This window comes from Curvibacter sp. APW13, assembly GCF_032337135.1.
Classification (GTDB): Bacteria; Pseudomonadota; Gammaproteobacteria; order Burkholderiales; family Burkholderiaceae_C; genus Allorhodoferax.
The window spans coordinates 363,768-383,004 of record NZ_JAVXZZ010000001.1; the positions used below are offsets into that span (position 1 = coordinate 363,768).

Here is a 19,237-nt window from a genome sequence, read left to right on the forward strand (position 1 = left end):
TGAGCGCCTTGCGCATATTCCACGCGGGCTGGAGGCTGTTTTTATGGGTTTTCAACCGAACGAATTGGCGGAATCCTGCCGTCTACATTACGTTGGGCACGACACATGATTCGCTTTTTTGCTTTGGCTGTAGTCGTTCTGACCCAAAGTTGGCCCGTGATCGCCGCACCTGAGGAAGTGAAGCCGGGAACATACTACCGAGAGGGCGGCTCCGGAACACTTTTGATCGAAAAACAGGGCCTAGACGGGCAATTCTTTCAGATCGAGACCATCGGTGGCAACTGCCACCTGTGCTCAGTTGGCGGCAGAGTGCACCAAACGTCAGGGCACGCAGACGAGGGCAACGGCCTGACGTGCACGGTTTCGTTCCAAACAGTCGGCACATCGATCAAAGTCGAACCGCTAACGGAGGAGGGTTGCAGAGACTTCTGTGGCGCGCGGGCCGGCTTCGACGGCGTGTATCGAGCACTTTCCAAATCATGCACACCGGAAGGTCGCCAAACACGATGGGACCAGTCCCTGTCCCACTACAAGGCCAAGCGCTACAAGGCATCAAAGAACGCGTTGCGCAGTCTCATATCCGAGTGCAAGGCGCACATGAACTGGATTGAGATCGATCAGGTGCGAAATGACCTTGCCCTGTCGCAGTATCACGACGGCTCCCCCGCTGATTGCCTTGCCACCTTGAAGTCAACGTTGGCGGGTCGCCTCGACGACGAGGAGGACCTTAAGAGGGGCGACACCATCTTCCTGCCGCCATGCGATTTCGACAACTACATCACTGTGGCGAAGGCTACTTGGTTCAATCGGGCGTTGTGCGAGAAAGCCCTTCATCCGTCACGCTGAGGCCGGCGAAGCCCAACCCCTCGCTGGAGCGGACCTGCACCGGCGTGGCACTTTACCCGGGAAGTGCTAGCTATCAACATGCTCGCCACGGGCCAATCGCAATGCAGTGTCTGGCCTGCTGAACTCAATAGCTAAATCGCATATGAACTTGCTCCTTCTGATTGCAGCCTTGGTCTTCACATGCCTGGCCTACGACGCGTGGAAGCTCTCCGTCCCTGCGGACAAGGTTCCCTATTCAGTCACAGCGGACGATTTAGGACAACCGCTCGATGGCATCCCGTTGATGGAGCAATCCAAACGAAAGGATTGGAATTCGCGCTATGGCTTGGGCGATCTGAGCCAGACATTCTGGCTTTGGACCATCCTGGCGCTGGCCTGTGCCATCGGCGCGGTCGCTGGACTGGTCGGATAGCCCGCCGCTGGCAGCGACTTCAACTGCCTCGCACCCAGTAATACACCCGCCCAATCCCCTCACGCACCGCCACATCCGTCCAGCGCAACGCATTGGCGTCGGGCAGGAAGTCCATCACGGTGGTTTGCTTCTCCGGCACCTTAAAGTCCACCGGAAACGGAAGCACGCGCAGGCCCTGGGCTTCGAACAAGGCCCGGGCGCGGGGCATGTGGAAGGCGGAGGTGACCAGCAGCACCGTGGCACCTTCCGTGGGAAACAGGCGGCGTACCTCGGTGGCTTCCTGCTGGGTGTTTTCCACCGGGCCGGTCAAGACGATGGCCTGTGCAGACACGCCCTGCTTCACCGCAAGATCACGCAGGATGTCACCCTCGGCGGTCTCGGTCACCTCCCACGGCAGCTTGCCGCGCGTGAACACGAGCTTGGGGGCCTTGCCCGCGGCGAACAGTTCCAGCCCACCAAAGAAACGGTCCGGGTCGCTCCACTCCTGCACCACGCCATGGGCGCCGGGCACGGCAGCGAGCATGCCGCTGAGCACCACCACGGCATCGGCGCGCGGCATCTCCGACGCCACCTGCCGCACGGCGTGCCGCTCCACTGAGCGAAACACCATGTCCGAAAACCATGGGGAAGCACAGAGCCACAGCAGCGCCACCCCGCATACGGACAGCCAGCGCCTGCGCGTCAGCACACCGGCCAGCACCAGGGCGCAGACCAGCACGATGGGGGACAGCAGCAAGGGAAGGAGCTTGTGCAGGTAGATCATGGTGTGGATCGGAGGCGGCGAAAACAAGCCAGGGCACGGCGCCCGGGCAGATCATTCACACGGGTAGGCGGACGTGAGCGCCTGCTGCATGACGAACTGCACCGGCATGTCGGCCTCGTACAGGTCGCGGTTGCGGCGCAGTTCGCTGTCAAACAGGTCACGGGCCATGCGCGGCTCCAACCGGCGCCCGCCCAGGCAGACGACGGGCTGCCCGCCTGCACGCTCGGCCTGCGCACTGGCTTCCAAAGCGCCTTCCATCACGCCCACGAGGTAGTAGCGCACATACAGGTCGCCATGCTTCTTGTCCGACTTTTCCAGGGCGCGCAGTTCGCGCAGGGACATGGCCTGTACTGGTGCACAGACGTTCCAGAGCAGACAGACCAAGCCCATGACGGCCAGGATGCGGGGGAGAAAACGGGGTGAAGGGTTCATAGGGGTAGGTCGTACTGCGTGGCGAACTCTTACACCCCATGCGGCCGTTTACTTCAGCCGCATCTCGGCCGCACGGGCATGGCCTTGCAAGCCTTCGCCGTAGGCCAGTTCGGCCGCGACCACACCGAGCTTCTGGGCCCCGGCTTCGCTCACCTCAATGAGGCTGGAACGCTTCTGGAAGTCGTACACCCCCAGCGGGCTGGAGAAGCGCGCCGTACCGCTGGTGGGCAGCACGTGGTTGGGCCCGGCGCAGTAGTCGCCCAGGCTCTCGCTCGTATAGGCGCCAAGGAAGATGGCACCGGCGTGCTTGAGCAGCGGCTCCCAGCGGTGCGGATCGGTACTGCTGACTTCCAGGTGCTCGGGCGCAATGCGGTTGGAGATGGCGCAGGCCTCTTCCATGTTGCGGGTATGGATGAGCGCGCCACGGCCGGTGAGGCTCTTGGCGATGATCTCGGCGCGGGGCATCTCCGGCAGCAGGCGGTCGATGCTGGCCTGCACCTGGGCGATGTAGGCCGCGTCGGGGCACAGCAGGATGCTCTGGGCCAGTTCGTCGTGCTCGGCCTGGCTGAACAGATCCATGGCCACCCAGTCGGGCGGTGTGCTGCCATCGGCCAGCACCAGGATCTCGCTGGGCCCGGCAATCATGTCGATGCCCACCTTGCCGAACACGCGGCGCTTGGCCGCCGCCACATAGGCGTTGCCGGGCCCGGTGATCTTGTCCACGGCCGGAATGGTGGCCGTGCCATAGGCCAGCGCGGCCACAGCCTGCGCACCGCCGATGGTGAAGGCACGGGAAACACCGGCCACATAAGCGGCCGCCAGCACCAGCGCGTTCTTCTCACCACGTGGCGTGGGCACCACCATGATGATTTCACCCACACCGGCCACGTGGGCGGGGATGGCGTTCATCAGCACGGACGAGGGGTAGGCGGCCTTGCCACCGGGCACGTAGATGCCCACGCGGTCCAGCGGCGTGACCTTCTGGCCCAGCAGGGTGCCTTCCTCGTCGCGGTAGCTCCAGCTCTCACCCGAGGCCTTTTTTTGCGCTTCGTGGTAGCTGCGCACGCGGCGTGCGGCGGCTTCCAGGGCACTGCGCTGCTTTGCGGGGATGCTGTCGAACGCTGCTTTCAGTTCGGCCTGGGTCAGCTCCAGCGCGCGCATGTCGGCGGCCTGCAGGGCGTCGAAACGCGCGGTGTACTCCAGCACCGCGGCGTCGCCGCGGGCCTGCACATCGGCCAGGATGTCGGCCACGCGCTGCTCGATGGCGGCATCGGTATCGGCAGACCAGTGCAGGCGTGCCTGAAACAGTTGCTCAAAATCGGCCGCAGCCGTGGAAAGATGTGCGGGAGCAGCTACCAAACTCATAGCAACAGTCGGTTCTTTAGGGAGTGACGGCACCGGCAAAGGCGTCGATGATCTTGCGCAGCGGTTCGCGCTTGAGCTTGAGCGCAGCCTGGTTCACCACCAGGCGCGAGCTGATGTCCATGATGCGCTCCACCTCGACGAGCTTGTTGGCCTTGAGGGTGTTGCCGGTGGAAACGAGGTCGACAATCGCGTCGGCCAAGCCCACCAGCGGCGCGAGTTCCATGCTGCCGTAGAGCTTGATCAGGTCCACGTGCACGCCCTTGCTGGCGAAGAATTCACGGGCAATGGCCACGTACTTGGTGGCCACGGTCAGGCGCGAGCCCTGCTTCACGGCTGACGCGTAATCAAAGTCTGCACGCACCGCCACGCTGATGCGGCACTTGGCAATGTTCAGGTCCAGCGGCTGGTACAGGCCGTCTCCGCCATGCTCCAGCAGCGTGTCTTTGCCCGTAATGCCGAGGTCGGCACCGCCGTACTGCACGTAGGTGGGAACGTCGGTGGCACGCACCACCAGCAGGCGCACGTCGGGCAGGTTGGTGTCGAGGATGAGCTTGCGCGACTTTTCCGGGTCGTCTAGCACCTCGATACCGGCCGCCTTGAGCAGCGGTACGGTTTCTTCAAAGATGCGGCCTTTGGACAGTGCGAGGGTAATCATGTCTATTTGATGCGTTCAATGTCTGCGCCGATGCCGCGCAACTTGGCTTCCATCTGGTCGTAGCCGCGGTCGAGGTGGTAGATGCGGTCCACCACAGTCTCCCCGTCTGCCACCAGGCCGGCGATCACGAGGCTGGCCGAGGCCCGCAGGTCGGTAGCCATGACGGTGGCGCCCGAGAGCTTGGGCACGCCCTCCACGACCGCCACCTTGCCGTCGATCTGTATATGCGCACCCAGACGCACCAGTTCGTTAACGTGCATGAAGCGGTTCTCAAAGATGGTCTCGGTCACCTTGGACGCCCCCTGCGAAATGCAGTTGAGCGCCATGAACTGGGCCTGCATGTCGGTGGGGAAGCCTGGGTACTCGTGGGTGCGGAAGCTTTGCGCCTTGAGGTGGGTGTAGGCCGGCCCCTGGGCCTGGATGCGGATGCCGCCGTTCACCGCGGTCACCGTGGCACCGGCATCGCGCAGCTTCTCCACCACCGACTCCAAATGGTCGATGCGGCCGTGCTGCAACACCACATCGCCGCCCGTTGCGGCCACGGCACACAGGAAGGTGCCGGTTTCGATGCGGTCCGCCACCACCGTGTGGGTGGCGCCGTGCAGGCGCTCGACACCTTCGATGCGGATGCGGCTCGTGCCGTGCCCTTCGATCTTCGCGCCCATGGCAATGAGCATTTCGCACAGGTCCGGAATCTCGGGTTCCTGGGCGGCGTTTTCCAGAATGGTCTCGCCTTCGGCCAGCGCGGCCGCCATGAGGAAGTTCTCGGTGCCGGTGACGGTGACCATGTCGGTGGCAATGCGCGCGCCCTTCAGGCGCGTCCAGCCCTTGGGCAGCTTGGCGATCATGTAGCCATGCTCGACCACGATTTCGGCGCCCATGGCGGCCAGGCCCTTGAGGTGCTGGTCCACCGGACGCGAGCCGATGGCGCAGCCACCGGGCAGCGACACGGTGGCTTCACCGAAGCGTGCCAGCAAGGGGCCCAGGGCCAGCACCGACGCACGCATGGTCTTCACCAGCTCATACGGGGCCTCGGGATTGGATAGCTGGCCAGCATTCACGGTGACGGTGCCGTCTGCCCCCTGCTCCACCTGCACGCCCATGTTGCGGATGAGCTTGAGCATGGTGTTCACGTCCTGCAGGCGCGGCACATTGCGCAGCGTGACGGGGTCGGCCGTGAGCAAGGTGGCACACAGCTCCGGCAGGGCCGCGTTCTTGGCCCCGGAAATGGCGACGGTGCCGTTCAGCGGCAAGCCGCCGCGAATGAGAAGTTTGTCCATGGTGCTTGTGTGGTTCAGGCCTGCTGGGCCCATTCAGCCGGGGTGAACGCGCGGATCGAGAGCGCATGCACTTCGTCGGTCTTCATGCGGTCGCCCATGGTGGCATAGACCGCCTGGTGGCGCTGGATCAGACGTTTGCCTTCAAAAGCGCTGGAGACCACGGTGGCATACCAGTGGCGGCCATCACCTTCAACGACGCAGTGGTCACAGGCAATGGCGTTGGCAATGAGGGATTGGATCTGGTCTGCGGTCATCGTGAAAAAGGAAATTAGCTGCGGATCTTGTAGCCGGTGCGCAGCAGGTGGATGGCCACGGCACTGACCAGCGCCCAGGCCACCGCCACCACGCCCAGGCTCAGCCAGGGCGACACGTCGCTCACGCCGAAGAAGCCGTAGCGGAAGCCGTCGATCATGTAGAAGAACGGGTTGAAATGACTCAGCCCCTGCCAGAAGGACGGCAGGGAATGGATGGAATAGAACACGCCGCTGAGAAACGTCATGGGCATGATGATGAAGTTCTGGAACGCGGCCAGCTGGTCAAACTTTTCCGCCCAGAGCCCGGCAATCAGTCCCAGGGTGCCCAGCAGGGCCGCGCCCATGATGGCAAACACCACGATCCACAGCGGTGCCACAAAGCTCAGGTGCGCAAACCAGGCAGTCACGAGGAACACACCACCGCCCACCACCAACCCGCGGGCGATGGCCGAGCCCACGTAGGCCACGAACCAGTGCCAGTGCGACAGCGGTGTGAGCAGCAGGAACACCAGGTTGCCCATGATCTTGCTCTGGATCAGCGACGAGGAGCTGTTGGCAAAGGCGTTCTGCAGCACGCTCATCATCACCAGCCCCGGCACCAGGAAAGCCGTGTAGCTGATGCTGTCGTACACCTTCACGTGGTCTTCGAGCACATGGCCGAAGATCATGAGGTACAGCACCGAGGTGAGCACGGGCGCCGCGATGGTCTGGAAGCTGACCTTCCAGAAGCGCAGCACTTCCTTGTAGAGCAGGGTTTGCCAGCCGTTCATGCTGCGGCTCCCACGGGTGCCTGCGAGCGCGTCATCACGTCCAGGAATACGTCTTCGAGGTCGGCCTTGCGGATTTCCACGTCATGGGCCACCAGCCCGGCTTCGCGCACGGCGGCCAGGTAGTGTTCGATGGCTGCTGCGTCGTTGGCGGGGAACTGCACCACGCGGCCGGTGATACGCGCCTGGCGCGCCAATTCGGGCGGCAGGTCAGCGTCGAGCTTGAAACGCAGCACGTTGCTCGACGCGTTCTTGAGCAGGCTGCTGGTGCTGTCCAGCGCCACGATCTTTCCGGACTTGAGCATGGCCACGCGGTGGCACAGGGCTTCGGCCTCTTCCAGGTAATGGGTGGTCAGCAACACGGTGCTGCCCTGCTTGTTGAGCTTGGCGATGAATGCCCACAGGGTCTGGCGCAATTCCACATCGACGCCGGCCGTGGGCTCGTCCAGCACGATGACGGGCGGCTTGTGCACCAGAGCTTGCGCCACCAGCACGCGGCGCTTCATGCCGCCCGAGAGCTGGCGCATGTTGGCATTGGCCTTGTCGGCCAGGCCCAGGCTTTCCAGCAGCTCGTCGATCCAGGCCTCGTTGCCCTTCACACCGAAATAGCCGGACTGGATGCGCAAGGTTTCGCGCACATTGAAGAAGGGGTCGAACACCAGTTCCTGCGGCACGACGCCGAGGTTCTTGCGGGCCTGGGCATAGTCGGCCTGCACATCCGCACCGAGCACAGCCACACGGCCGCTGGTGGCACGGGTCAAGCCGGCCAGGATGCTGATGAGGGTGGTCTTGCCGGCCCCGTTAGGCCCCAACAGGCCGAAGAACTCGCCTTGCTCGATTTGGAGAGAGACCCCATCCAGCGCCGCAAACGTGCTGCCCTTGGGGCCCCGCGGAGAAGGATAGTGCTTGGTGACGGACTGGAAGGAAATGGCAGGCATGGGAGGGGTGATTTTACCGCCCCAGGGGCATGGCCCTGTCAGGCGCTAGGCAGCAACCCCGAAATGCCGTAGAGCTTGGCCAAGTCCAGCAGGCGGCTGGGAAGCCCCTGCACCGCAAATCGCTTGCCGGCACGGGCGCACTCCCGGCGCAATTCGAGCAGCACCGCCAAGGCTGACGAGTCGAAGTGACGCAGCTTGGCCGCATCCACCACCACCTGCGCCGCTTCCGAACGCAGACCGTCCGTGAGCTGCTTGACGCAGGCCTTGGCTTGCTCGTGGGTCAGGGTGGCGGGCAGGCTCAGCATGGTTTACCCCTTCTTGGCGGCATTGCTCTTGTTCAGGTCGACCAGCATGGTGATCAGGCCGTCGATGCCCTTGGCGTTGATCTGCGGACCGAACTGGCTGCGGTAGTTTTCCACCAGCCAGACACCCAGCACGTTGAGGTTGTAGATGCGCCAACCGGTGCCTTGCCCAGGCGTTTTTTCCAGGCGGTAGTCCAGTTGGATCGGATCACCCCGGCCCTTGATTTCAGTCCGCACCAGCACTTCCTTGTCTTCGGGTGCCGCGCGCAGCGGCTTCATGGCTATGGTCTGGTCGCTGACCTGGGCCAAGGCACCGGCATAGGTGCGCACCAGCAGGGTCTTGAATTCGTCCTGCAGCGCCTTCTGCTGTTCGGGTGTGGCCTGGCGCCAGGCCGGGCCCACGGCCGATGCCGTCATGCGCTGGAAGTTGACGTTGGGCATGATGCGGTTATCGACCAGCGCAATGATCTTGTTGAGATCGCCGGAGCGCAAGGACTTGTCGGCCTTGATGGTGTCGAGCACATCGTTGGACAAGCGCTTGACCATGGCGTCGGGCGCTTCGTCTTCGGCATGCGCCCACCCGGCAAACAAGGCCAACCAAACCACCGCAACACCCCACCACACACGCTTCAACATCAGACGCTTCCTTCTTTCTCCGTGATCCGCCCTGTTACTGCCCAGGTTCCGGGGGCAGTTCATCATCCGGCGGGTTTCCATCGTACACCTGATTGCGTCGGCGTTGCAGATAGGCATCCCGCATGAAGGTGTACTTGTCCAAGGCAGCGCCATCCAGCACCTTGCTGGCCCCCAGCAACTGGGCACGCGTGTCCACAACCTTAAGTACCACTGCACCGGTGCGGCTTTGTTCATCCGTGATCTGATTCACGGGATTGCCCCAGTTATCCACCGGCAAACCTGCCGTATCCCGCAGGGTGGACGGGCCCAGCAGGGGCAGAACCACATAGGGCCCGTTGCCCACCCCCCAACGCGCCAGCGTGAGCCCAAAATCGGCCGTATGGCGTTCGATACCGAGATCACTGGCCACGTCAATGAAACCGAGCAGGCCCACCGTCGTGTTGAGCATCACGCGCCCAATGCTGTCGCCGGTTTCACGCGGGCGCAGCGCCAAGGCATTGTTCACCACGGACCACATGTCGGTCAGGTTGCCAAAGAAATTGCCGATCCCTTTTTGCACTACCGTGGGCGTCACCTTCTGGTAACCGGTCGCTACGGGCTTCAGAACCGCGGTATCCAGGGTGTCGTTGAATCCGAAAACGCCCCGATTCCAGGACTCCCAGGGGTCGCGCGGATCCGGGTTGGCAACCGTGGCACAACCGGTCAGTGCCAATGTGCACAGCACCAATACAGCCTGTAGCCAAGGCATCCGCCAGCGACCCTGCATGACTTGCATTTACTTGCCGTCCTTGCTCGGGCCATCGGCGGCCTTGCTGTAGAGGAACTGGCTGATCAGGTTTTCCAACACCACGGCAGATTGGGTTGTGGTGATGGTGTCACCCTCCGCCAAATTGGCGCCATCCGCGCCAGCCTCGATTCCGATGTACTGCTCGCCCAGCAGACCGCTGGTCAGGATCTTGAGCGAACTGTCCTTGGGAAAGGCATAGCGCTTGTCCATGGCCAATCGAACGCGTGCCTGGAAGGTCTTGTCATCAAAGCTGATGGCCTCGACCCGCCCGACCACGACACCGGCACTCTTGACGGCCGCCTTGGGCTTGAGACCACCAATGTTGTCGAACTTGGCGGTCACCAGATAGCCGCGGTCAAAGCTCAGGGACAGCAGGTTGGCCGACTGCAGGGCCAGGAACACCAGCGCCAGCGCCCCGATCAGGACAAACAGGCCAACCCACACATCGTTTTTGGAACGTTGCATACCGATTCCTTCAAATACTGAACATCATGGCGGTCAGGACGAAGTCCAAGCCGAGCACCGTGAGTGACGCCACCACCACCGTGCGCGTAGTGGCACGGGCCACGCCTTCCGGCGTCGGCAGCGCCTCGAAGCCCTGCAGGAGAGCAATGAAGCTCACCGCCAGACCGAACACAAAACTCTTCACCACGCCGTTGCCAACGTCCTGCCAGACGTCCACACCGCCTTGCATCTGGCTCCAGAAACTGCCGGCGTCGATACCGATCATGACCACACCCACGAGCCAACCGCCCAGGATACCCACGGCACTGAATACCGCCGCCAGCAGCGGCATCGCGATCACGGCGCCCCAGAAGCGCGGGGCCAGGATGCGACGCACCGGATCCACCGCCATCATTTCCATGGCCGCGAGCTGCTCGCCGGCCTTCATGAGCCCGATTTCCGCCGTGAGCGAAGTTCCCGCCCGTCCGGCAAACAGCAGGGCGGTGATGACCGGCCCCAGCTCCCGCACCAGGCTCAGGGCCACCAGCAGCCCCAAGGCCTCAGCCGAACCGTAGCGCTGCAAGGTGTAGTAGCCCTGCAGACCCAGCACGAAACCGACGAACGTGCCGGATACCGTGATGATGGCCAGGCTGTGGTTGCCCATGAAGTGGATCTGGTCGCGCACCAGACCAAAGCGAGCCATGGTGCTACCCAGGCTGCCCAACAGGCGCAGCATCAATCGGGCCCCATAGCCCCAGCCAGCCAGCATCTGGCGCACCTGCCAACCGAGTTCTTGGGGGCGCAGCAGCTTCATGCAGCAGTCTCCACGCCGAAGTCGGCTTCCATCGTTGGCGCCGGGTAGTGGAAGTGCACCGGCCCTTCGGGCAGGGCGTGCACAAACTGGTGCACCAACGGATCCTCGCTGTGGCGCACTTCGTCCGGGCTTCCCTGCGCGACGATGCGGCCGTTGGCCAGGATGATGACCTTGTCGGCAATATGAAAGGTCTCTTCCAGATCGTGCGACACGATCACGCTGGTAAGTCCCATGGCGTCGTTGAGTTCGCGGATCAGCCGCGCGGCCGTACCCAGGGAAATCGGATCCAGCCCGGCAAAGGGTTCGTCGTACATCACGAGCTCCGGGTCCAGGGCAATGGCGCGGGCCAGGGCCACCCGGCGGGCCATGCCGCCCGATACCTCGGCGGGCATGAGCGCATGGGCACCACGCAGGCCGACGGCATTGAGCTTCATGAGCACGATGTCACGGATCAGCGGCTCGGGGAGGTTAGTATGTTCGCGCAAGGGGAAGGCCACGTTGTCGAACACGCTGAGGTCGGTAAACAGGGCACCGAACTGGAACAGCATGCCCATGCGACGGCGTGCCGCATACAGGGCTTCGCGACCCAACCGGGCCATGTCCTGGGGGGGCAACTGGCTATCGTGGGCACCGTGGAGCAGCACCTGCCCCGCCTGGGCCTGGACCTGCCCCCCGATCAGGCGCAAGACCGTGGTCTTTCCACCGCCCGACGCGCCCATCAGCGCCGTTACCTTGCCGCGTGGAATGGAGAGCGACACGCCGTCCAGAATGCAGCGGTCCCCGTACCCGAAGGTTACGTCCTGCAGTTCTACCAGCGAAGAGGAATGTGCGTCGACCATAAAAAAAGAGGCCGGGTCTGAAACCCGGCCCCGCATGATAAGGGATTACCCTTTGGCTTTCATCGTGGCAGGTTGCTGCTTCCCATCAGGAATGCATCCACCGCGCGGGCGGCCTGGCGGCCTTCACGGATGGCCCAGACCACCAGGCTCTGGCCGCGACGCATATCACCGGCGGCAAACACCTTGGCCACGTTGGTGGCATAGCCCCCTGCGTCTTCCGTGCTGGCCTTGGCATTGCCACGTGCGTCCTTGTCGACACCGAAGGATTCCAGCACGGTGGCGACCGGGTTGGTGAAGCCCATGGCCAGCAGCACGAGGTCGGCCTTGAACTCTTTCTCGGACCCGGCCACTTCGACCATCTTCCCGTCCTTGAATTCCACCTGCACAGTCTTGAGGCCGGTGACCTTGCCGTTCTTGCCGATGAATTCCTTGGTGGAGATGGCGAACACGCGCTCGCAGCCCTCGTCGTGGCTGGAGCTGGTACGCAATTTGAGCGGCCAGTAGGGCCACACCAGGGACTTGTTTTCCTGCTCGGGTGGCATGGGCATCACTTCGAACTGGGTGACGCTGGCGGCACCATGGCGGTTGCTGGTACCCACGCAGTCGGAACCGGTGTCGCCACCGCCGATGACGATGACGTGCTTTCCGTCGGCGCGAATCTGGCCCTTGAGCTTGTCGCCGGCATTGACCTTGTTCTGTTGCGGCAGGAATTCCATGGCGAAGTGAATGCCATCGAGGTCACGGCCGGGCACAGGCAGGTCGCGCGATTGCTCGGCGCCACCGGTCAGCAGCACGGCGTCAAAGTCCTTCTGCAGCTGGGCCGCAGACACAGTCTCCTTGGCCCAATTGGTCACCTTGGAGTCCTTGGGCCACTCACCCACCACCACACCGGTGCGGATCGTCACGCCTTCGGCCTTGAGCTGCTCGACGCGGCGGTCGATATGCGACTTCTCCATCTTGAAGTCGGGAATGCCGTAGCGCAGCAGGCCACCGACGCGGTCATTCTTCTCGAACAGGGTCACGTCGTGGCCGGCACGCGCCAGCTGCTGGGCTGCAGCCAGACCTGCGGGGCCCGCCCCCACCACGGCAACTTTCTTGCCGGTCTTCTGCGCAGCAGGCTGCGGCACCACCCAGCCTTCGGCCCAACCACGGTCAATGATGGCGTGCTCGATGGACTTGATGCCGACCGCGTCGCCGTTGAAGTTGATGGTGCAGGCCGCTTCGCAGGGTGCGGGGCAGATGCGCCCCGTGAACTCCGGGAAGTTGTTGGTGCTGTGCAGCGTGTCGAAAGCCAGCTTCCAGTCGCCGCGGTACACCAGGTCATTGAAATCCGGAATGATGTTGTTGACAGGGCAGCCGTTGTTGCAGAACGGCGTGCCGCAGTCCATGCAGCGAGCCGCCTGCTTGGTGGCCTGCTTGTCGTCGAGCCCGATGACAAATTCCTTGTAGTGCTTGAGGCGTTCGGCCACGGGCTTGTAGCCCTCTTCGATACGCTCGAACTCCATGAAGCCAGTTACTTTTCCCATGATTCTTCCTTCTTACTTGGCTTGAGTCGCTACTTTTTTGGTAGCTGTCTTCGCAGTATTCACGGCGGCTGCAACCTCTTTCTTGGCATTGATCTCGCCCAGGGCACGCTTGTACTCGTGCGGAAATACCTTGACGAACTTGGCTCGCGAGGCTTCCCAGTTGTCCAGCAGTTCGCGGGCGCGGCGGCTGCCGGTCCAGCGGTTGTGGTCTTCCAGCAGCTTGCGCAGCTGGGCTTCGTCGCTCAGGCCTCGGTGCCATACGGCGCGGTCCACGGTGGCTTCCTGCTCGTAGGACGGCAGAACCTTTTCCAGACCGACCATCGCGGTGTTGCAGCGTTGTGCAAACAAGCCGTCCTCGTCGTAGACATAGGCAATACCGCCGCTCATGCCGGCCGCGAAGTTGCGCCCGGTCTTGCCCAGCACCACCACGGTACCGCCAGTCATGTACTCGCACCCGTGGTCACCGGTGCCTTCGACCACCGCGGTGGCACCCGACAGACGCACGGCGAAGCGCTCGCCCGCCACGCCGCTGAAGAAGGCTTCGCCCGTGGTGGCACCGTACATGACGGTGTTGCCGACGATGGTGTTGCCCGTCGCAACACCACGGAAGTCGATGCTCGGGCGCACCACCACGCGACCGCCGGAAAGACCCTTGCCGGTGTAGTCGTTGGCGTCACCGATCAGGTACAGCGTGATGCCATTGCATAGGAACGCGCCGAAGGATTGACCGCCCGTACCTTCCAGCTGGATGCGGATGGTGTCATCCGGCAGACCTTCAGGGTGCACCTTGGTCACCGCGCCGGACAGCATGGCGCCCACCGAACGGTTCACGTTGCGTGCCACTTCCATGAACTGGACGCGTTCGCCCTTCTCGATGGCCGCCTTGGACTTGGCGATCAGCACGTTGTCGAGCGACTTCTCCAGCCCATGTTCCTGGGTCTGGGTGTGGAAGCGCGGCACATCGGCACCAACGGCGGGTTGGGCGAACAAGCGCGTAAAGTCCAGTCCCTTGGCCTTCCAATGGGCCAGACCCTGGCGCATGTCCAACAGGTCGGAACGTCCCACCATGTCGTCGAACTTGCGGATACCCAGCTGCGCCATGATCTGGCGCACTTCCTCGGCAATGAAGAAGAAGTAGTTCACCACATGCTCGGGCTTGCCGGAGAACTTCTTGCGCAGTTCGGGGTCTTGTGTGGCCACACCCACGGGGCAAGTGTTCAGGTGGCACTTGCGCATCATCACGCAACCTTCGACGACCAGCGGTGCCGTAGCAAAGCCAAACTCGTCAGCACCCAGCAACGCGCCAATGGCGACATCGCGACCGGTTTTCATCTGGCCGTCGGCCTGGACACGGATGCGGCTGCGCAGGCGGTTCAGCACCAGGGTCTGCTGGGTCTCGGCCAAGCCGATTTCCCATGGAGAACCGGCATGCTTGATGGACGACCACGGCGATGCTCCAGTACCCCCGTCGTGGCCGGCGATCACCACATGGTCGGCCTTGCACTTGGCCACGCCGGCGGCGATGGTGCCAACACCGATCTCGGACACCAGCTTCACGGAGATGTCACTGTGCGGTGCCACGTTCTTCAGGTCGTGGATCAGCTGGGCCAGGTCCTCGATCGAGTAGATGTCATGGTGCGGCGGCGGCGAAATGAGGCCCACGCCCGGAACGGAGTGACGCAGCTTGCCGATGTACTCGGACACCTTGCCACCCGGCAGCTGGCCGCCTTCACCGGGCTTGGCACCCTGGGCCATCTTGATCTGGATCTGGTCCGCGCTGGACAGGTATTCCGCGGTCACGCCGAAACGACCCGAGGCCACCTGCTTGATGCGCGAACGCAGCGAATCGCCATCCTGCAGCGGCAGGTCGACTTCGACGACGTCCTTGCCGATCACGGAGGCCAGGGTATCGCCCTTCTTGATCGGAATGCCCTTGAGCTCGTTGCGGTAGCGCGCTGCGTCCTCACCGCCTTCACCGGTGTTGCTCTTGCCGCCGATGCGGTTCATGGCCACTGCCAGCGTGGCATGGGCTTCGGTGGAGATCGAACCGAGCGACATGGCGCCCGTGGCGAAGCGCTTGACGATTTCCTTGGCGGGCTCAACTTCTTCCAGCGGGATTGCCTTGGCGGGGTCGATCTTGAACTCGAACAGACCACGCAGCGTCAGGTGGCGCTTGCTCTGGTCGTTGATGATCTGGGCGTATTCCTTGTAGGTATTGAAGTTGTTTGCGCGGGTGGAATGCTGCAACTTGGCAATCGCATCCGGCGTCCACATGTGCTCCTCACCGCGGGCGCGCCAGGCGTACTCGCCGCCAGCGTCCAGCGCATTGGCCAACACCGGATCAGCACCGAATGCGGCCTTGTGCATGCGAATGGCTTCTTCGGCAATCTCGAACACGCCAATGCCTTCCACGCGGCTGGGGGTGCCGGTGAAGTACTGGCTGACGGTCTTGGAAGACAGGCCGATGGCTTCGAACAGCTGGGCACCACAGTAGCTCATGTAGGTGCTCACGCCCATCTTGGACATGATCTTCGACAAGCCCTTGCCGATGGCCTTGATGTAGTTGTAGATCGCTTTCTCGGCACTCAGGTCGCCAGGCAATTCCTTGTGCATGTCGGCCAAGGTTTCCATCGCCAGATAGGGGTGCACGGCTTCGGCGCCGTAGCCGGCCAGCACGGCAAAATGGTGCACCTCGCGGGCTGTTCCTGTCTCGACCACCAGGCCTGCCGTGGTGCGCAAACCTTCACGCACCAGGTGCTGGTGGATGGCAGACAAAGCCAGCAATGCGGGAATTGCCACCTGGGTCGCGCTCAAGGCGCGGTCGCTGATGATCAGGATGTTCTTGCCGCTCTTGATGGCATCGACCGCTTCGGCGCATAGCGAGGCCAGCTTGGCCTCTACGCCTTCACGCCCCCAAGCCAATGGGTAGGTGATGTCGATGGTGTAGCTGCGGAACTTGCCCTGTGTGTGGGCTTCGATGTCGCGCAGCTTGGCCATGTCCGCAAAGTCCAGCACCGGCTGACTGACTTCCAAGCGCATGGGCGGGTTGACCTGGTTGATGTCGAGCAGGTTCGGCTTGGGTCCGATGAAGGACACCAAGGACATCACGATGGCTTCGCGGATCGGGTCAATGGGAGGATTGGTCACTTGCGCGAACAACTGCTTGAAGTAGTTGTACAGCGGCTTGTTCTTGTCGGAGAGCACGGCCAAGGGGCTATCGTTACCCATGGAGCCAATGGCTTCTTCTCCGGCCGTGGCCATGGGCGACAACAGGAACTTGATGTCCTCCTGGGTGAAGCCGAACGCCTGCTGGCGGTCCAACAGGGTTGCGCGGTCCGTGACGCGCTTGGGTTCGACGCCTGCCACAACCTTTGCCAGCGCCTCTTCCGTGCGACGCTCGGTGAACGACACATCGTCGAGCTTGATGCGCAGGTTCTCGATCCACTGCTTGTAGGGCTTGCTGTTGGCCAGCCCTGCCTTGAGCTCCTCGTCGTCGATCATGCGACCCTGTTCCAGATCGATCAGGAACATCTTGCCGGGCTGCAGGCGCCATTTGCGCACGATCTTGTTTTCCGGCACCGGCAGCACGCCGGACTCGGAACCCATGATCACTAGGTCGTCGTCCGTGATGCAGTAGCGCGAGGGGCGCAGACCGTTGCGGTCCAGTGTGGCGCCGATCTGGCGACCGTCGGTGAATACGATGGAAGCCGGACCGTCCCAGGGCTCCAGCATGGCAGCGTGGTATTCGTAGAACGCGCGGCGTCGGGCGTCCATCATGGTGTGTTGTTCCCAGGGCTCGGGAATCATCATCATCACCGCTTGGCTGATGGGGTAGCCTGCCATGGTCAGCAGTTCCAGGCAGTTGTCGAACGTAGCAGTGTCGGACTGTCCAGCGAAGCTGATCGGGTAGAGCTTCTGCAGATCGGGGCCGAGCACCGGGGAGGACATGACGCCTTCGCGCGCCTTCATCCAGTTGTAGTTGCCCTTGACCGTGTTGATTTCGCCGTTGTGCGCAACATAGCGGTAGGGATGTGCCAAGGGCCACTCGGGGAACGTGTTGGTCGAGAATCGCTGGTGCACCAAACCGAGTGCGGACACGCAGCGGGGGTCCTGAAGGTCCAGATAGTAGGTACCCACCTGATCGGCCAGCAGCAGCCCTTTGTAGACCACGGTGCGGCTCGACATGCTGGGCACGTAATACTCTTTGGAGTGGGTGAGCTTCAAGGCCTGGATGTTGGCGCTGGCGGTCTTGCGGATGACGTACAGCTTGCGCTCCAGCGCGTCCTGCACGATGACGTCGTTTCCACGACCAATAAACACCTGGCGCAAGATCGGCTCTTTCTCGCGCACGGTGGGCGACATCGGCATGTCGCGGTTCACGGGCACATCACGCCAGCCCAGCAGCACCTGCCCTTCGGCAGCGATTGCGCGCTCCATCTCCTGTTCGCAGGCAAGTCGGGATGCGTGTTCCTTGGGCAGGAAGATCATGCCGACGCCGTATTCCCCCTGTGGCGGCAGCGTGACGCCCTGCTTGGCCATCTCTTCGCGGTATAGCGCGTCAGGGAGTTGGATGAGGATACCGGCACCGTCGCCCATGAGCTTGTCCGCCCCCACCGCACCACGATGATCCAGGTTCTCCAGAATCTTCAGTGCGTTCTTGACGATGTCGTGCGACTTCTGGCCCTTGATGTGGGCGACAAATCCAACGCCGCATGCGTCGTGTTCGTTGTCGGCCGAATACAGACCGGTTTCCTGAAGGTGGCGAATCTCGGCAGCCGTAGTCATGGCGCACTCCTAATGAATGTCAGAAAACCGCAGGATACCGCACTGCAGCATGGTTTCCAAAGTTTTTAAATGGGGACAGACCCTAAATTAAAAGACAGGAAGTCAATCAGTACTTTATTGGGGACACATTTAATTTGATAGCGGTAAGCACTTATCCATCAATGGATTTCAAAGGTTCGATGAGTTTTTCACTGCCGCCGCGGGACGGCCAGGACGGCCTTTGGTCATGCGACGGGTGGTTGCCATTTGCAATTTGGCAACAAAATCCGGATCGCCTAGAGCCCAGCCTCTAAGTGCACTGGAAGCAATTTCCTCGTGTTCCTGCGCCGTTAACCCCTGCTCTACCAACACTGCGTACTTGGCTTCTCGGGCAAAGGGGGTGTTCCCCAGACTCCAGTACTGGGCTGGAGAAACAAGAAACGAATCAACTCTATGCCCAGCATAGTGGCCATGGCTCGACCAGGCGTAGTCAGACGGACGGGCAGCCTGAGAACGTAAGACCGGGTTCCAGTCAAACGACACCATGCAGGGCAACATGTATCGGGCCGCTTGGATAACGGTAGACCGGTACCGCCCCTCCCAAAGGGTCCCGCGACGGCGGTACCGATCGTTGAAATAGCGCACGTAGGCCCTGCCGACCGCCTGCATGGCTTTCGCCAGTGACTCTGCCTCTGCGATAGTGACCAACAATTGGAAGTGGTCATCCAAAAGAACATAGGCATGAAGTTGCACACGATGGCCGCGACAGGCACTGGCCAGACACTCGAGAAAGAACAAGCGGTCGGCCACCTCGGGAAAGAGGTTCACCCCACCCAACCCTCGTTGAATGACGTGATGGGCCTGCCCTGCTATGGCAAGCCGCGCCAGTCGGGCCATGGCAACGCCAGCGTCTACTGTTTCGGAGCCTTGCTGACGCGCACTTTCGATCCCGTCGTCACAATGATGACCGGCTCACCCGCTGCAAACACCTCCGCACCTTTGGCCTGCACCACCGCACGACGTTCGCCATTCTTCAGCTGAACGAGGATTTCCACCGCTTCTTCTCGTGTAGACATCCGCTCGATCGCATTGCCTGCGGCAGCGCCAGCAACACCGGCCAGCACACCCAACACTTGCGCCTCGCGCTGCACCCCACTGCCACCGTACCCCCCGATGGCACCGACCACACCACCCACCGCGGCACCGACGCCGGACTGGCTGCCGTCAACGGTCACCGTGCGAACCGAAAGCACCGTACCGTCCTGCACTTGCGCCATGCGCTGCGCGTCACCACGGGCAATCACATCCGGGTTGCTGCTGGCACAACCGACTACCATCGCCGCCACCAACACCACACCAAGCAGTTCCAATCGCAGTTTCATTTCTTGCTCCATTGCATTTCAACCCAGACTT

The 19,237-nt window shown here is 62.5% G+C and carries 20 protein-coding genes; 2 read left to right on the forward strand and 18 right to left on the reverse strand.

From position 1 onward, the window contains the following. Positions 1–105 precede the first annotated feature (105 nt). Together RQP54_RS01665 and RQP54_RS01670 are read left to right on the forward strand one after the other, a co-directional pair. A complete protein-coding gene (locus tag RQP54_RS01665) occupies positions 106–846 on the forward strand; it encodes a hypothetical protein (RefSeq protein WP_315676430.1) in 741 nt (246 codons plus the stop codon). A gap of 142 nt (positions 847–988) precedes the next feature. Next, positions 989–1,258: a hypothetical protein gene (locus tag RQP54_RS01670; protein ID WP_315676431.1), complete on the forward strand. Its 270-nt coding sequence runs from the start codon at positions 989–991 to the stop codon at positions 1,256–1,258. A 19-nt stretch (positions 1,259–1,277) separates the two neighbouring features. Here the strand turns inward: RQP54_RS01670 and RQP54_RS01675 are convergent, their stop codons facing one another. The 18 genes from RQP54_RS01675 to RQP54_RS01760 form a co-directional block, all read right to left on the reverse strand. Continuing rightward, positions 1,278–2,021: a YdcF family protein gene (locus RQP54_RS01675; protein ID WP_315676432.1), complete on the reverse strand. Its 744-nt coding sequence runs from the start codon at positions 2,019–2,021 to the stop codon at positions 1,278–1,280. Between the two features lie 51 nt (positions 2,022–2,072). Then, complete coding sequence (locus tag RQP54_RS01680; protein WP_315676433.1) at positions 2,073–2,453, reverse strand: Rap1a/Tai family immunity protein; 381 nt, start codon at positions 2,451–2,453, stop codon at positions 2,073–2,075. A 48-nt stretch (positions 2,454–2,501) separates the two neighbouring features. Beyond that, positions 2,502–3,818 (reverse strand): histidinol dehydrogenase, encoded by a 1,317-nt coding sequence (gene hisD / locus RQP54_RS01685; RefSeq protein ID WP_315676434.1) that lies wholly within the window; start codon positions 3,816–3,818, stop codon positions 2,502–2,504. A 16-nt stretch (positions 3,819–3,834) separates the two neighbouring features. Then, positions 3,835–4,473, reverse strand: a complete 639-nt coding sequence (gene hisG / locus RQP54_RS01690) for an ATP phosphoribosyltransferase (RefSeq protein WP_315676435.1) — start codon at positions 4,471–4,473, stop codon at positions 3,835–3,837. Between the two features lie 2 nt (positions 4,474–4,475). Beyond that, positions 4,476–5,753 (reverse strand): UDP-N-acetylglucosamine 1-carboxyvinyltransferase, encoded by a 1,278-nt coding sequence (gene murA, locus RQP54_RS01695; protein WP_315676436.1) that lies wholly within the window; start codon positions 5,751–5,753, stop codon positions 4,476–4,478. Between the two features lie 14 nt (positions 5,754–5,767). Then, complete coding sequence (locus RQP54_RS01700; RefSeq protein WP_315676437.1) at positions 5,768–6,007, reverse strand: BolA family protein; 240 nt, start codon at positions 6,005–6,007, stop codon at positions 5,768–5,770. A 14-nt stretch (positions 6,008–6,021) separates the two neighbouring features. After that, on the reverse strand, positions 6,022–6,777 hold the full coding sequence (locus RQP54_RS01705; RefSeq protein ID WP_315676438.1) for an ABC transporter permease: 756 nt from the start codon (positions 6,775–6,777) through the stop codon (positions 6,022–6,024). Further along, complete coding sequence (locus tag RQP54_RS01710; RefSeq protein WP_315676439.1) at positions 6,774–7,712, reverse strand: ABC transporter ATP-binding protein; 939 nt, start codon at positions 7,710–7,712, stop codon at positions 6,774–6,776. The genes RQP54_RS01705 and RQP54_RS01710 overlap by 4 nt, the downstream gene beginning before the upstream one ends. A 38-nt stretch (positions 7,713–7,750) precedes the next feature. After that, positions 7,751–8,017 (reverse strand): lipid asymmetry maintenance protein MlaB, encoded by a 267-nt coding sequence (locus tag RQP54_RS01715; protein WP_315676440.1) that lies wholly within the window; start codon positions 8,015–8,017, stop codon positions 7,751–7,753. Positions 8,018–8,020: 3 nt separating this feature from the next. After that, entirely contained in the window at positions 8,021–8,650 is a 630-nt protein-coding gene (locus RQP54_RS01720) for an ABC transporter substrate-binding protein (RefSeq protein ID WP_315676441.1), read from the reverse strand. Between the two features lie 34 nt (positions 8,651–8,684). Continuing rightward, positions 8,685–9,425: a VacJ family lipoprotein gene (locus tag RQP54_RS01725; RefSeq protein ID WP_315676442.1), complete on the reverse strand. Its 741-nt coding sequence runs from the start codon at positions 9,423–9,425 to the stop codon at positions 8,685–8,687. After that, positions 9,426–9,902, reverse strand: coding sequence for an outer membrane lipid asymmetry maintenance protein MlaD (mlaD, locus tag RQP54_RS01730; RefSeq protein ID WP_315676443.1), 477 nt, complete (start codon positions 9,900–9,902; stop codon positions 9,426–9,428). A 10-nt stretch (positions 9,903–9,912) separates the two neighbouring features. Continuing rightward, complete coding sequence (gene mlaE, locus RQP54_RS01735; RefSeq protein WP_315676444.1) at positions 9,913–10,695, reverse strand: lipid asymmetry maintenance ABC transporter permease subunit MlaE; 783 nt, start codon at positions 10,693–10,695, stop codon at positions 9,913–9,915. Continuing rightward, positions 10,692–11,534 carry an ABC transporter ATP-binding protein gene (locus RQP54_RS01740; RefSeq protein ID WP_315676445.1) on the reverse strand — a complete coding sequence of 281 codons (843 nt, stop codon included), beginning with the start codon at positions 11,532–11,534 and terminating at the stop codon, positions 10,692–10,694. Before RQP54_RS01740 ends, mlaE begins: the two co-directional genes overlap by 4 nt. A 59-nt stretch (positions 11,535–11,593) precedes the next feature. Next, complete coding sequence (locus RQP54_RS01745; protein ID WP_315676446.1) at positions 11,594–13,060, reverse strand: glutamate synthase subunit beta; 1,467 nt, start codon at positions 13,058–13,060, stop codon at positions 11,594–11,596. 12 nt (positions 13,061–13,072) lie between these two features. Further along, complete coding sequence (locus tag RQP54_RS01750) at positions 13,073–17,845, reverse strand: glutamate synthase-related protein (RefSeq protein WP_315676447.1); 4,773 nt, start codon at positions 17,843–17,845, stop codon at positions 13,073–13,075. 168 nt (positions 17,846–18,013) lie between these two features. Beyond that, positions 18,014–18,721 (reverse strand): transposase, encoded by a 708-nt coding sequence (locus tag RQP54_RS01755; protein WP_315676448.1) that lies wholly within the window; start codon positions 18,719–18,721, stop codon positions 18,014–18,016. 14 nt (positions 18,722–18,735) lie between these two features. Further along, positions 18,736–19,206 carry a hypothetical protein gene (locus tag RQP54_RS01760; protein WP_315676449.1) on the reverse strand — a complete coding sequence of 157 codons (471 nt, stop codon included), beginning with the start codon at positions 19,204–19,206 and terminating at the stop codon, positions 18,736–18,738. Positions 19,207–19,237: the final 31 nt, after the last annotated feature.